This is a genomic window from Paraburkholderia sacchari, assembly GCF_000785435.2.
Classification (GTDB): Bacteria; Pseudomonadota; Gammaproteobacteria; order Burkholderiales; family Burkholderiaceae; genus Paraburkholderia; species Paraburkholderia sacchari.
On sequence record NZ_JTDB02000013.1, the window covers coordinates 138,546 to 152,451 of the forward strand.

At 65.9% G+C, this 13,906-nt stretch carries 12 protein-coding genes; 7 read left to right on the forward strand and 5 right to left on the reverse strand.

Annotated features, from left to right (window positions below; translation table 11 throughout):
- Positions 1-3: 3 nt before the first annotated feature.
- A complete protein-coding gene (locus NH14_RS30260; protein ID WP_052148389.1) occupies positions 4-750 on the reverse strand; it encodes a response regulator transcription factor in 747 nt (248 codons plus the stop codon).
- Positions 751-945: 195 nt separating this feature from the next.
- On the opposite strand from NH14_RS30260, the gene NH14_RS30265 reads away from it, so the two are divergent.
- From NH14_RS30265 to NH14_RS30275, 3 genes are all read left to right on the forward strand, one after another.
- Positions 946-1,209, forward strand: coding sequence for a hypothetical protein (locus NH14_RS30265; RefSeq protein WP_035531570.1), 264 nt, complete (start codon positions 946-948; stop codon positions 1,207-1,209).
- A 141-nt stretch (positions 1,210-1,350) separates the two neighbouring features.
- Positions 1,351-3,165 (forward strand): aminopeptidase P family protein, encoded by a 1,815-nt coding sequence (locus tag NH14_RS30270; RefSeq protein ID WP_035531567.1) that lies wholly within the window; start codon positions 1,351-1,353, stop codon positions 3,163-3,165.
- A gap of 38 nt (positions 3,166-3,203) precedes the next feature.
- Positions 3,204-3,827: an HAD family hydrolase gene (locus tag NH14_RS30275; RefSeq protein WP_035531564.1), complete on the forward strand. Its 624-nt coding sequence runs from the start codon at positions 3,204-3,206 to the stop codon at positions 3,825-3,827.
- Positions 3,828-3,932: 105 nt separating this feature from the next.
- On the opposite strand, the gene ettA is transcribed toward NH14_RS30275, so the two are convergent.
- Together ettA and ychF are read right to left on the reverse strand one after the other, a co-directional pair.
- On the reverse strand, positions 3,933-5,597 hold the full coding sequence (ettA, locus tag NH14_RS30280) for an energy-dependent translational throttle protein EttA (RefSeq protein WP_035531562.1): 1,665 nt from the start codon (positions 5,595-5,597) through the stop codon (positions 3,933-3,935).
- A gap of 48 nt (positions 5,598-5,645) precedes the next feature.
- Positions 5,646-6,740: a redox-regulated ATPase YchF gene (ychF, locus tag NH14_RS30285; protein ID WP_035531559.1), complete on the reverse strand. Its 1,095-nt coding sequence runs from the start codon at positions 6,738-6,740 to the stop codon at positions 5,646-5,648.
- Between the two features lie 347 nt (positions 6,741-7,087).
- Here ychF and NH14_RS30290 point away from each other — a divergent pair, with 347 nt between their 5' ends.
- The 4 genes from NH14_RS30290 (at position 7,088) to NH14_RS30305 (ending at position 11,962) form a co-directional block, all read left to right on the forward strand.
- Positions 7,088-8,260, forward strand: a complete 1,173-nt coding sequence (locus NH14_RS30290) for a UbiH/UbiF family hydroxylase (protein WP_035531557.1) — start codon at positions 7,088-7,090, stop codon at positions 8,258-8,260.
- A gap of 191 nt (positions 8,261-8,451) precedes the next feature.
- Positions 8,452-9,183, forward strand: a complete 732-nt coding sequence (locus NH14_RS30295) for a DsbC family protein (RefSeq protein WP_035531554.1) — start codon at positions 8,452-8,454, stop codon at positions 9,181-9,183.
- Positions 9,184-9,335: 152 nt separating this feature from the next.
- Positions 9,336-11,126, forward strand: coding sequence for a M61 family metallopeptidase (locus NH14_RS30300; RefSeq protein WP_035531552.1), 1,791 nt, complete (start codon positions 9,336-9,338; stop codon positions 11,124-11,126).
- A gap of 239 nt (positions 11,127-11,365) precedes the next feature.
- A complete protein-coding gene (locus NH14_RS30305) occupies positions 11,366-11,962 on the forward strand; it encodes an FMN-dependent NADH-azoreductase (RefSeq protein WP_035531550.1) in 597 nt (198 codons plus the stop codon).
- A gap of 132 nt (positions 11,963-12,094) precedes the next feature.
- On the opposite strand, the gene NH14_RS30310 is transcribed toward NH14_RS30305, so the two are convergent.
- Both NH14_RS30310 and NH14_RS30315 read right to left on the reverse strand, forming a co-directional pair.
- Complete coding sequence (locus NH14_RS30310) at positions 12,095-13,066, reverse strand: uracil-DNA glycosylase (RefSeq protein ID WP_035531546.1); 972 nt, start codon at positions 13,064-13,066, stop codon at positions 12,095-12,097.
- A 184-nt stretch (positions 13,067-13,250) separates the two neighbouring features.
- The gene (locus NH14_RS30315) at positions 13,251-13,877 is read right to left on the reverse strand and encodes a CYTH domain-containing protein (RefSeq protein WP_035531543.1); all 627 of its coding nucleotides are present in this window, start codon (positions 13,875-13,877) and stop codon (positions 13,251-13,253) included.
- Positions 13,878-13,906 lie beyond the last annotated feature (29 nt).

The following is a 13,906-nucleotide window of genomic DNA, read 5'->3' on the forward strand; positions in this document are numbered from 1 at the left end:
ATATTATAACTTTTCCGAGCTTCTGACATTCGCGTCGGCAATGTCAGCGTCCTCCTCGTTTGTTATAGGTAACCGCTCAAGCTGGTAGCCGTAACCATACAACGTTGTCAGACGCCAGCCGTGCTCGGGTCCGAGCTGCAATTTGCTGCGCAACCGTGATGCATGGGTATCGAGCGTGCGCGACCGTACGTCGCGGTTCAGATTCCAGACGGTTTCGAGAATCCGTGCCCGAGAAACGGGGCGCGATGCATTGGTGAAGAGCAGCAGCGCGAAGCGGAACTCCTTCGGCGTGAGCGTGACGGTCTGGCCCTTGAACGACACCTCGTAGCGCGCGGAGTCGAACAGATAGTCGCCGAAGCCGTGGCGCGCGCGATTGCGCGGACGGCGCACGCCCGCACGACGCAGCAAGGCGTCGATGCGCGCAAGCATCTCGGGGCCGCGCACGGGTTTGGCGATGCAGTCGTCGGCGCCCGCTTGCAGGCTCGCGACGATTTCGCTTTCGTGCGGAGAAGCCATCAGCACGATGGCCGGCAGGCCCGGCAGCATACGGCGCGCGCGCGGGATGAGTTCGTCGCCGCCGAGGTCGCCGCACCAGGATGCGGCCATCAGCAGATCGAAGGCGTCGTCTTCGAGCGCTTCGACAAGCGGGGCGCTTTGGGAGAAATGCCGGCACGCATGGCCGCCTGCAATGAGCAATCGCTCGATGATTTCGGCCTGGCGCGCGTCGGGTTCGACAAGTGCAATTCGCATAGGGGAGTCCAGCCGCTGAGGGCTGGGTGCGCTTGCCTTGCGCCACCCCGCCCCCTACACTCAACCGCTACGCGGGAAGCGCCGAGTCGACCGTTTCCAGTAAAAATACCGTTGTTAATGAGGCACGAGAATGCTATCCGGCGCGTCGTCACTGTCCTATCGGACTCTTCTGAAAATTCTTAGGACTGGGCGCTGATGGGTTGGGCAGGCATAGTCGTACTCGGTCTTGTCGTCGGCTTCGCGGGATGGTTTTTCCATCCGCTGCGGCGGGCGTCCGGGCCCGCGGGCGGCGGACTCGCACTCGCCGTCGCGGCGGCGCTCGCGGGCGCTGCGCTGGCGAAGGCGGCAGGTCGCGCCACCGGTCTCTTCTACGATGGCGAACTGATCGAATGGCCGGTTTGCACGGCTGGCGCGCTTGTCCTCGTTGCTGGGTTGGTCGCGCTGCGCGCGCGGCGCTAACCTGTCGCTCATCGGTCGCTAACCCGTCGATAACGAAGCACGAAGGTCGTACCAAGCCGAAATATCAACCGGAATTACCCACCGTCTCCGCAATAGAGCGCTCCCACGAGGCGCGCTTCTCTTACTCGCAGGTGAAAAAACATGAACGCCCGACTTCCCGAAACGTCCACGATTCCCGAACGCATCGCCGCATTGCGCGCCGCGATGGCGAGCACGGGCGTCGACGCCGCGCTGGTGCCGTCCGCCGATCCGCACCTTTCCGAATACCTGCCGCGCCGCTGGCAGGGGCGCGAATGGCTTTCGGGCTTCACAGGCTCGGTGGGCACGCTTGTCGTGACGAAGGATTTCGCGGGCGTGTGGGTGGACAGCCGCTACTGGGTGCAGGCCGAGCAGCAGCTCGCGGGCACGGGCATCCAGCTCATGAAGATGCTCGGCGGCCAGCAGAGCGCGCCGCATATCGACTGGCTCGCGCAGACCGTGCCGGCAGGCGGCACGGTCGCGGTGGACGGCACGGTGCTTGGCGTGGCATCGGCGCGCGCGCTGGCCGAGGCGCTCGACGCGCGCGGCGTGAAGCTGCGCACCGATCTCGACCTGCTCGACGCCGTCTGGAGCGGCCGTCCCTCGCTGCCGCTCGAACCGGTCTACGAGCATGTCGCGCCGCATGCGGACGCGCAGCGCTCGGGCAAGCTCGCGCAGGTGCGCGCTGCGATGCAGGAGAAGGGCGCGCAGTGGCACTTCATCTCGACGCTCGACGACCTCGCGTGGCTCTTCAACCTGCGCGGCGCCGACGTGAACTACAACCCCGTGTTCGTCGCGCACGCGCTGATCGGGCCGGATCAGGCGACGCTGTTCGTCGCCGATGGCAAGGTGCCGGCGGACCTCGCGCAATCGCTCGCGCGCGACAACGTGCGCGTTGCGCCCTACGCGCAGGCCGCCGACGCGCTGGCGGCGCTGCCCGGGGGCGAGTCCTTGCTGATCGACCCGCGCCGCGTGACGTTCGGGCTGCTGCAGGCGGTGTCCTCGGCAGTGAAGCGCGTGGAGGCGATCAACCCGAGCACGTTCTTCAAGTCGCGCAAGACCGCTGTCGAAGCGGAGCACGTGCGCGCGACGATGGAGCAGGACGGCGCCGCGCTCGCCGAATTCTTCGCCTGGTTCGAAGCGGCGCTGGGCCGCGAGACCATCACCGAGCTCACCATCGACGAAAAGCTCACCGCCGCGCGCCAACGCCGGCCGGGCTTCGTTTCGCTCTCGTTCGCCACGATCGCGGGATTCAACGCGAACGGGGCGATGCCGCACTACCGCGCCACGCCTGATTCGCACAGCGTGATCGAAGGCAACGGCCTGCTCCTGATCGACTCGGGCGGGCAGTACCTTGACGGCACGACCGACATCACGCGCGTGGTGCCCATCGGCACGCCGAGCGCCGAGCAAAAGCGCGACTTCACGATCGTTCTCAAGGGCACGATGGCGCTCTCGCGCGCGCAGTTTCCGCGCGGCATCCGCTCGCCGATGCTCGACGCGATCGCGCGCGCGCCAATCTGGGAAGCGGGTGCCGACTACGGCCACGGCACGGGCCACGGCGTGGGCTATTTCCTGAACGTGCACGAAGGCCCGCAGGTCATCTCGCACTACGCGCCCGCCGAGCCGTGGACCGCGATGGAGGAGGGCATGATCACTTCGGTCGAGCCGGGCCTCTACCGGCCTGGCAAGTGGGGTGTGCGCATCGAGAACCTCGTCTTGAATCAGAGCGCGGGGACCACCGAATTCGGCGATTTCCTGAAGTTCGAGACGCTCACGCTGTGCCCGATCGACACGCGCTGCATTGATCTCGCGATCCTGCGTGAAGACGAGCGCGAGTGGCTCAACGCGTATCACGAGACCGTGCGCGTGCGCATCGCGCCGCATGTTTCGGGCGACGCACTCGCGTGGCTCGAAAAACGCACGCAGCCGATCTGATCGATCGTTAAACGAAACTCAGGGCGGAGCGCAAAGGCATGGCGATCAAGGCAGTGGTGTTCGACTTCGGCGGGGTGCTGGTGGACTGGAGCCCCGAGTATCTGTACCGCAAGCTGATTCCCGACGACGACGAACGCCGCTGGTTTCTCACCCACGTTTGCGCGATGGACTGGGTGGTGCGCCAGGACGGCGGCGAGCCGATCGCCGCGGGCACCGAGGAACTGGTGGCCCGGTTCCCCGAGCACGAAGCGCTCATTCGCGCGTTCTACGAGCGCTGGCACGAGATGATCGGTGGGCTGCTCGAAGGCGGCGTGGCGACCTTCGAGCGCCTGGAAGCGGCCAACGTACCGATCTTCGGGCTCACGAACTGGTCGGCGGAGACGTTTCCGTGGGCATGGGAGCGCTTCGGCATCCTGCGGCGCTGCCGCGATATCGTTGTCTCGGGGCGCGTGAAGCTGGTGAAGCCCGACCCGGCGATCTTCCGTGAGATGTTCCGCCGCATCGAGGCGCAGTTGCCGGGCGTGACGGCCGGCGAGCTCGTTTTCATCGACGACAATGCGCACAACATCGACGCCGCCACCGCGCTTGGCTGGCACGGCGTGCATCACATCAGCAGCGTGACCACCGATGCGAAGCTGCGCGAACTCGGCCTGCCGGTTTGATTGAGGCTGCTGCCTGCGCGCGCTCCAATAAAAACGGCAGCTCACGGGCTGCCGTTTGCGTATCCAGAAGGGCGGCGACGCAGTACTCGCGCCGCCCAAGCCTGCTTAGCGGCTGATCGGCTTGTAGCGCAGACGCTTCGGACGCGCCGCTTCCTCGCCGAGGCGCTTGATCTTGTCGGCCTCGTACTCCTGGTAGTTGCCGTCGAAGAACGTGACCTGCGAGTCGCCTTCGAACGCGAGGATGTGCGTGGCGATACGGTCGAGGAACCAGCGATCGTGCGAGATCACCATCACCGAGCCCGCGAATTCGAGCAAGGCGTCTTCGAGCGCGCGCAGCGTTTCGACGTCGAGGTCGTTCGACGGCTCGTCGAGCAGCAGCACGTTGCCGCCCGAGATCAGCGTCTTCGCGAGGTGCAGACGGCCGCGCTCGCCACCCGAGAGATTGCCGACGATCTTCTGCTGATCGCCGCCCTTGAAGTTGAAGCGGCCGATGTACGCGCGGGACGGCGTTTCGTACTTGCCCACCGTCAGCACATCCGCGCCACCCGAGATTTCCTCGAACACGGTCTTGTTGGCGGCCAGCGCGTCGCGGCTCTGGTCCACGTACGCGAGCTTGACCGTCGGGCCTTGCACGATTTCGCCCGAATCCGGCTGCTCCTTGCCCGTGAGCATGCGGAACAGCGTCGACTTGCCGGCGCCGTTCGGCCCAATGATGCCGACGATCGCGCCCGCCGGAATCTTGAAGCTCAGATCGTCGATCAGCAGACGGTCGCCGTAAGACTTGCTGACGTTCTTGAACTCGATGACCTCGTTGCCCAGACGCTCGCCCGCAGGAATGAAGATTTCCTGCGTCTCGTTGCGCTTCTGGTAATCCGCGCTCGACAGTTCCTCGAAGCGCGCGATACGCGCCTTCGACTTCGCCTGGCGGCCCTTCGGGTTCTGGCGCACCCACTCCAGTTCCTTCTTGATGGCCTTCTGGCGCGCCGATTCCGACGCTTCTTCCTGCTTCAGGCGCTCTTCCTTCTGGTCGAGCCAGCTCGAGTAGTTACCCTTCCAGGGAATGCCGTGGCCACGGTCGAGTTCGAGAATCCACTCGGCGGCGTTGTCGAGGAAGTAGCGGTCGTGGGTCACGGCCACGACGGTGCCCGGGAAGCGCGTGAGGAACTGCTCGAGCCACTCGACCGATTCGGCGTCGAGGTGGTTGGTCGGCTCGTCGAGCAGCAGCATGTCGGGCTTTTCGAGCAGCAGCTTGCACAGCGCGACGCGGCGCTTTTCACCGCCCGAGAGATTGCCGATCTTCGCGTCCCATGCCGGCAGGCGCAGTGCATCAGCGGCGATTTCGATCTGCTGTTCCGCGCTGCCGTCGGTGGTCGCGAGGATCGCCTCGTACTTGGCCTGCTCGGCAGCCAGTGCGTCGAAGTCGGCGTCCGGCTCCGCATAGGCGGCGTAGATTTCGTCGAGCTTCTTCTGCGCGTTGAACACGTCGCCCAGACCTTCTTCGACCGCTTCGCGCACGGTCTTTTCCGGATCGAGCTGCGGCTCTTGCGGCAGATAGCCGATGTTGAGGTTGGGCATCGGCGTGGCTTCGCCTTCTATGTCCTTGTCGACGCCGGCCATGATCTTGATGAGCGTGGACTTGCCCGAGCCGTTCAGGCCGAGCAGGCCGATCTTCGCGCCCGGGAAGAACGACAGCGAGATGTCCTTCAGGATCTGGCGTTTGGGCGGCACGATCTTGCCGACCCGGTTCATGGTGAAAACGTATTGGGCCATGAGAGTGTCTTTGGAAACGGGGAAAAGGGCGTGGTGCCTGAACGGCGCTTAAACGTTGAACAGGAAGTTCATCACGTCGCCGTCGTGCACGACATATTCCTTGCCTTCGGCGCGCATCTTGCCGGCTTCCTTCGCGCCGGTTTCGCCCTTGTACTGGATGAAGTCGTTGAACGCGATCGTCTGCGCGCGGATGAAGCCGCGCTCGAAGTCGGTGTGGATCACGCCGGCCGCCTGCGGCGCGGTATCGCCCACATGAATCGTCCACGCGCGCACTTCCTTCACGCCCGCCGTGAAGTACGTTTGCAGGCCGAGCAGCTTGAAGCCCGCGCGGATCACGCGGTCGAGGCCCGGCTCGTCCATGCCCATGTCGGCGAGGAAGGCGATCTTGTCTTCGTCGTCGAGGTCGGCGATTTCCGCTTCGATCGCCGCGCACACGGCCACCACCGGCGAGCCTTCGGCTTCGGCGTGCTTGCGCACGGCCTCGAGATACGGGTTGTTCTCGAAGCCGTCGTCCTTCACGTTCGCGACGTACATGGTCTTCTTCGCGGTGATCAGGCAGAACGGCTTGAGCAGCGCCTGTTCGTCTTCGTTCAGGTCGAGCCCGCGAACCGGCTTTGCCTGATCGAGTTGCGCGCGCACTTTTTCCAGCACGGCGACGAGCTTCGCGGCTTCCTTGTCGTTGCCCGACTTGGCGGCCTTCGAGTAGCGCGTGAGCGCCTTCTCGACGGTGCCGAGGTCGGCGAGCGCAAGTTCGGTGTTGATGACTTCGATGTCGGCGATCGGATCGACCTTGCCCGCGACGTGGATGACGTTTTCATCCTCGAAGCAGCGCACCACGTGCGTAATCGCATCCGTTTCGCGGATGTTCGCGAGGAACTGGTTGCCGAGGCCTTCGCCCTTGCTCGCGCCGGCGACGAGACCCGCGATGTCGACGAACTCGACCACGGACGGCACCACGCGCTCGGGCTTGACGATCTCGGCGAGCGCCTTCAGGCGCGGATCCGGCACTTCGACCACGCCGACGTTGGGCTCGATCGTGCAGAACGGATAGTTTTCAGCCGCGATGCCCGCCTTGGTCAGCGCGTTGAACAGGGTGGACTTGCCGACGTTGGGCAGGCCGACGATGCCGCATTGGAGGCTCATGGGAAACCTTTTTTGAATCAGTTGGTTACGGCTGGCCGTCGTAGTGTTTGCTGTCCGGCGAGGGCCGGAACGCGACAGCCGCAAGGTGAATTCGGGGACGAGTCAAAGCGTGCGCGTCTGGCCGGGAGAGCGGCGATTTCGCACGGATTTTGTGCTCGAAAAGTGGCAATTGTAACCCGTTCGAGGGCGTTGATCGGCGCGCGCGCATGGGAAGCGTCGACGGGCCTGGGCGGCCGGCGCGGGCCGGGCTGCGACACCTCACCGCGCCCTTGCCGCGCCGCAATCCACGCCGCAATCGGCCGCCCATCCGGCCCTGTCAGATTACCCCCCGCAGCTATAATGCGCGGATGAATTCGACCAACCAGACCTTTGACGTCGCCGTGATCGGCGGCGGGCTCGTCGGCAAGGCGGCGGCGCTCGCGCTGACCCAAGGGGGCTTGCGCGTGGCGCTGCTCGCGCAGCCATGCGCACCGCTGCCTGCCGGCGCCGTTTTCGATGCGCGCGTCTATGCTTTCTCGCGCAGCTCGCATGCGCTGTTCGAGCGGCTGCGGGTCTGGCAGGCGGTCGATGCCGCGCGCCTCACGCCGGTCTACGACATGCGCGTGTTCGGCGACGCCGCCGCGGAACTGCATTTTTCGGCGTATCAGGCGTCGGTGGCGCAGCTCGCGTGGATCGCGGAGTCGTCGCTGGTGGAGCGCGCGCTCGACTCGGCGCTTCATTTCCAGCCCAATATCACGTGGATCGACTCGCGCGCGCAGACGCTCGACGTGACGCCCGACGCGGCTGTGATCGGTCTTGCGAGCGGCCGCACGATCGAGGCCGATCTCGCCGTGGGCGCCGACGGCGCGCATTCCTGGGTGCGCGCGCAGATCGGCTCGAAGGTCGAGCGGCGCGATTATCGGCAGACCGGCGTGGTCGCCAACTTCCGTGCGGAACGCCCGCACGGCGAATGCGCTTACCAATGGTTCCGGGACGGCGAGATTGTCGCGCTGCTGCCGCTGCCGGATCAGCACGTCTCGCTGGTCTGGTCGGCGCAAACGGAGCATGCCGATGAACTGCTCAAGCTCGATCCTCAACAGCTCGCCGCCGAAGTCGAACGCGTGACACAGCGGCTGCACGGCGCGCTCGAATGCGTGACGCCCGCGCGCGGCTTCCCGCTCGCCTTGCAGACCGTCGACCGCCTGGTCGCGCCGCGTGTCGCTCTGGTCGGCGACGCCGCGCACCTGATTCACCCGCTCGCGGGCCAGGGCGTGAACCTGGGGCTGCGCGACGTGGCGGCGCTCGTCGACGTCATCGCGCAAAAAGAAGCGTTTCGCGACCTCGGCGACCTCGTGCTGCTGCGCCGCTATGAGCGCGGCCGCCGCGAGGACATCCAGAAGCTCGTGATCGCCACCGATGGCCTGCAGCGGCTCTTTTCGATGCCAGGCACGCTCGCGCGCGCGCTGCGCAACACGGGCATGGCGTTCGTCGGCGCGCAGCCGCTCGTCAAGCGCTGGCTGGTGGCGTCGGCGCTCGGTTGAGCGTCGAGCGTTGTGCGTTGTGCGGGCATCGCCAGCGCTCGCCGAAAACCCTCCAGCGGGTATTCGCGTGCTCCAGGGCCGGGCGGCTTAGAATGGACGTCTGTGGCCAAGGGCCATGTCGCCGTCGAATTTCACCCGGAACGCTTCGTGCGCTACCTGCGCGAAGCGTCCCAGAATCAGGAAAGCATCACATGCAAAAGCGTATCCGCATTGCCGCGTTTGCCCTCGCGGCGGCCATTTCGGTGCTCGGCTGCTCCGCGCAGGCGGACCAGATCACCGACAAAATCAAGGCCACGTTGCAATCGCGCCTCGGCGTGGGCGGCGGCGACATCAAGAGCATCAACAAGGCGCCGGTGGCGGGGCTCTACGAAGTGAACCTCGGCACGCAGATCATCTACAGCGACGCCAACGGCGATTACGTGCTCACGGGCGACCTCGTCGATACCAAGGCACGCCGCAATCTCACCGAAGCGCGCCTTGCCGAACTCAACAAGGTCGACTTCTCGAAGCTGCCGCTCGAGAACGCGGTGAAAGTCGTTAAGGGCAACGGCAAGCGCCAGATCGCGGTGTTCTCCGATCCGAACTGCCCGTACTGCCATCAGCTCGAAAGCACGCTCAAGTCGATCGACAACGTGACGGTCTACACCTTCCTGTACCCCGTGCTGTCCGACGACTCCACGGCGAAGTCGAAGTCGATCTGGTGCTCGACCGACCGTGCGAAGGCGTGGGAGTCGTGGATGGTCGACCGTAAGGCGCCCACCGCAGCGGCCACCTGCAACACGGCGGCCATCGACAGCAATCTCAAGCTCGGCGCAAAAATGAACGTGACCGGCACGCCCACCGTGATCCTCGCTGACGGCACCCGCCTGCCGGGCGCGGTCAGCGCCGACCGGCTCGAAAGCGCCCTCGGCGCCGTGCGCTGAAGCCCTGACCGAATCTGCCGGCCGCTTTTGCGGCCGGTGCCTTTTTTGCCCACTGTTTTTTCGCGTGCCTGAGGTTGCCGCGCGTGCGCCCGCCGCGCGGCGCTCGCTGCAATCACCGCAATCGCTAACCGAACCCGTCACTGTTCCCGCCGATGAAGCCGATCCGATACACCATCGTCCCGAAGAACCCCGCCGCGCACCTGTTCGAAGTGACGCTCACCGTCGAGGATCCTGCGCCGGACGGCCAGTGCTTCATGCTGCCCGTGTGGATTCCGGGCAGCTACATGGTGCGTGAGTTCGCGCGCAACATCGTCACGATGCGCGCGACCAACGAAGCAGGCCGCAAGGTGCGCATCAGCAAGACCGACAAGCACACGTGGCAGGCCGCGCCCGTGAAGGGCGCGCTCACGCTGCGCTACGAGGTTTATGCGTGGGACCTGTCGGTGCGGGCCGCGCACCTGGACGACACCGTCGGCTTCTTCAACGGCACGAGCATGTTTCTCGCGGCCCTTGGCCACGAAGGCGCGCAGCACGTGGTCGACATTCAGCGCCCCGATGGTCACGCGTATCGCCACTGGCGCGTCGCCACCGCGCTCGCGGAGGCGCGCGGCACCAAGCGCTACGGCTTTGGCGAATACACGGCGTCGGGCTACGACGAGCTGATCGACCACCCCGTCACGCTGGGCGAATTCACGCTCGCGAGCTTCAAGGCGCACGGGGTGCCGCACGACATCGTGATCGCGGGCCGCGTGGTGGCGCTCGACACCGAACGCCTCTCCGCCGATCTGAAGAAGATCTGCGAGGCGCAGATCGCGCTCTTCGAGCCGCGCACGAAGCGCGCGCCGATGGAGCGCTACGTGTTCATGACGCAGGCCGTGAGCGACGGCTACGGCGGGCTCGAGCATCGCGCTTCTACGGCGCTCATCTGCAACCGCACCGATCTGCCCGTCAAGGGCAAGGCCGAGATGTCCGAAGGCTACCGGACCTATCTGGGGCTGTGCAGCCACGAGTACTTCCATACGTGGAACGTGAAGCGCATCAAGCCCGCCGCGTTCGCGCCGTACGATCTCACGCGCGAGGACTACACCTCGCTGCTCTGGCTTTTCGAAGGCTTCACGTCCTATTACGACGACCTGATGCTCGTGCGCAGCGGTCTTATTTCCGTCGATGAGTATTTCGGCCTCCTCGGCAAAACCATCGGCGGCGTGCTGCGGGGCGCGGGGCGCCTGAAACAGAGCGTGGCCGAAAGCTCGTTCGACGCGTGGATCAAGTACTACCGCCAGGACGAGAACGCATCGAATGCGATCGTGAGCTACTACACCAAGGGCTCGCTGGTCGCGCTCGCGTTCGATCTGGCCATCCGTACGGAAACCAGCGGACGCAAGTCGCTCGACGATGTGATGCGCCTCCTTTGGCAACGCTATGGCCGCGACTTCTATCGCGGCAAGCCGGTGGGCGTGGGCGAGGACGACGTGGAGGCGCTGATCGCCGAAGCCACGGGCGTGGAACTCGGCAGCCTGTTTGCCGACGCCGTGCGCGGCACGCGCGACTTGCCGCTCGCCACGCTGTTCGAGGGGCTCGGCGTGGCGCTCGAAGGCGAGCCCGAGCGCGGCGCGAAGCCGTCGCTGGGCGCGCGCCTGCGTGGCGGCGCCGAGACTACGCTCGCGGTCGTCTACGAAGGCGGCGCGGCGCAAAAGGCGGGGCTTTCGGCCGGCGATGCGCTCGTGGCGCTCGACGGCCTGCGCGTTACGGGCGCGAGTCTCGATACGCTGCTCGCGCGCTACCAGCCGGGCGCCAAGGTGGAAATCCACGCGTTCCGCCGCGACGAACTGCGCGTCGCGCGCCTGACGCTCGATGCGCCCGAGATCGCGCGCTACAAGCTCACGGTCACCGACAAGCGCCCGGCGCCGCGCGCGTTGCGCGAGCGCTGGCTGGCGGCCTGAATAGCGGCCTGAACGGAGGCCTGAATAGCGGCTTGAGCGTACATGGAGCGGGCGCTCGGCCTGCTTCGGAAAGGAAGGCGACAGGGTGATCCGGCCCTGTCGCCTTTCTTTTTGGTTCTTGGGATTGTTCTATCGCTGCAACAATCCGTCATCGGCGGACTACTTTTTCGGGACGCGGCAAAAAAACACAATGGCTTCACTCGCGCAACGTTGCGCAACCGACACCCGAAGGAGTCACCATGACCACCATCCTGCAAATCAATTCCGCCGCCCGCTCGCAAGGCGCCCAGTCGACGCTGCTCGTCAACGAATTGACGACCAAGCTCCAGCAATCGAACCTGGGTGCGAAGGTTGTCGCGCGCAACCTGCAAGCCGATCCGCTGCCGCACCTCGACGACGCCGTGCTCGGCGCGTTCTTCACGCCGGCCGAGCAGCGCACGCCGGAGCAGCAAGCCATTGCCGCCCGCAGCGAAGCGCTGATCGCCGAACTGCAAGCCGCGGACGTGATCGTGATTGGCGCGCCGATGTACAACTTCGGCATTTCGTCGCAACTGAAGACCTACTTCGACTGGATCGCACGCGCAGGCATTACGTTCCAGTACACCGCGAACGGCCCCGTGGGCCTCGTCACGGGCAAGAAGGTGTATGTGGTTTCGGCACGCGGCGGCAAGTACCACGGCACGCCGAACGACAGCCAGACGCCGTACCTCAAGTCGTTCCTCGGCTTCCTCGGCATGACCGACGTGAGCTTCATCTACGCCGAAGGCCTGAACATGGGCCCGGACGCTGCCGGCGCAGCGCTCGCGAGCGCGCGTGAGGCGATTGCGGCGGCTTGAGCGGCTGCTGTGATGCTGTGAGGTGACGCCGATGCGGTGCTTCATTGCACCGTGTCGCATGCGGTAAAGCAAAAACGCCACGAAGCGTGCTTCGTGGCGTTTTTCATTGTGCGGGCGGCGCGCTTCGCCGCTTCAGGCGAGCACTTCGGCCGTGTCCGGCAGGCGCCAGTCGATCGGCGGGCGGCCGTGCGCGCTCAGGTAGGCGTTGGCCTGCGCGAAATGCCCGCAGCCGAGGAAGCCGCGATGCGCCGAGAGCGGCGACGGATGCGGCGCCTCCAGCACGCAATGCTCGCCAGTGCCGAGAAGCGCGCGCTTGTTCTGCGCGTGCGCGCCCCAGAGCATGAACACGAGATGTTCGTGGCGTGCGGCGATCTCGCGGATCAGCATATCGGTGCAGCGCTCCCAGCCGCGCTTCGCGTGGCTCGCGGCGTTTGCGCGCTCGACGGTAAGCACCGTGTTGAGCAGAAGCACGCCCTGGCGCGCCCATGCATCGAGACAGCCGTGAGCAGGCGCTTCGATGCCGAGGCTCGCCGCGATCTCCTTGAAGATGTTGCGCAGCGAGGGCGGGGTGCGCACCGTGGGCGGTACTGAGAACGCAAGGCCATGCGCTTGCGGCGTGCCGCGGTCATCGCCGTGATACGGGTCCTGGCCGAGAATCACCACTTTCACTTCGTCGGGCGAGGTGAGGCGCAGCGCACGGAACACGTCCGCGGGATAGACGGTCTTGCCGGCGGCGCGTTCGGCGTCGACGAAACGGCACAGCGGCTCGTAGGCATCGCTCTCGATGAACGGCGCGAGCAGCTCGCGCCAGGCCGTGGGAAGCGCGGCGAACTGGTCTTCGAGACGCGCGATCGCGGCGCTGGATGGCGGGTTGCCGGAGGGCGAGGCGGGGGACTGGCTGGCGGGCATGGATGCTGTAGCGAGTGCGGAGACGGGCGCGGGGAATTCGTCGTCGTCGAAGAGCGAGAAGATCGTGATCTGGCGCGGGTCGACTTCGTGCACGGAGGTTTCGTCGAGCGTGGCCATTGCCGCTTCGGGCGGCGTGTCGTCGAACAGCGAGGCTTGCACCGGCGCCATGGCGCGCATGTGTTTCGTGGAGGTCATGGGCGGCAAGTGTCGCAAGAATTGCGCTGCGATTCAATCCGGCTCGACTCGTGAAAGGCCTGCTGGCAGGCGCGGAGATTCGTTTCGCAACTAACAGCGATGAATTTGCGATGACTTCGCGGCGATTCGCTGTGATTTGGCGGCGTCGCGCGCCGCCCCGCGTACGCGCCTCAGCTTCCGCGCCTCAGCCTTCGCGCAGCTTGTAGCCGCGCTGGGCCTTGCTGATGTCGTCGGGCGCGAGTCCCGGCAGTGCTTTCGCCAGTTCCGCTGCAAGCGTGTGCAGTGCGGCTTCCTCGCCGCCCTTCAGTTCCAGCTCGATTTCGCAGATGGGCGTGCGGCGCGTTTCGCCGTTCACGTCCGCCGTGACCTCGCCTTGATCGATGGCCGCTTCCACCTCTGCGCCGTCGACCTGCAAGGTCCACAGCGTGCGCGTGAAATCGGTGCGAAAGAGGGGGATCAGCTTCGCCGCCGCGTCGGAGAGGGCCGTCGAAACGCCCGCTTCATCGCACTCGTGCAGCAGCTTGTCGATCTCGAGCGCTTCGCCGGCCACCGGCATTTCCCACTCATGCCGCGCGTGGAGGCCGTTTTGCGCCGCGCCAACGGTCTTGAACGTCTGCAGCCAGCCTTCGGGCGCGCGGCGCAGTCGCAGCGCGCTCTTCGCGCGCGCGAGCACGAGCGAAGGGGTGTCGAAGTAGATGTTCTCGAGCCGCACCTCACGGCCCGGTGCGCCGGCGCGCGTCTCGAAGAGACGCCGCGCCGCGTCCACCTGGTTGCGCGGCAGCGCGAGCTTGATTTCGCGTTCGATGGCCATCGTCGCTGGTTACCTGTTGGTTGCCTGGA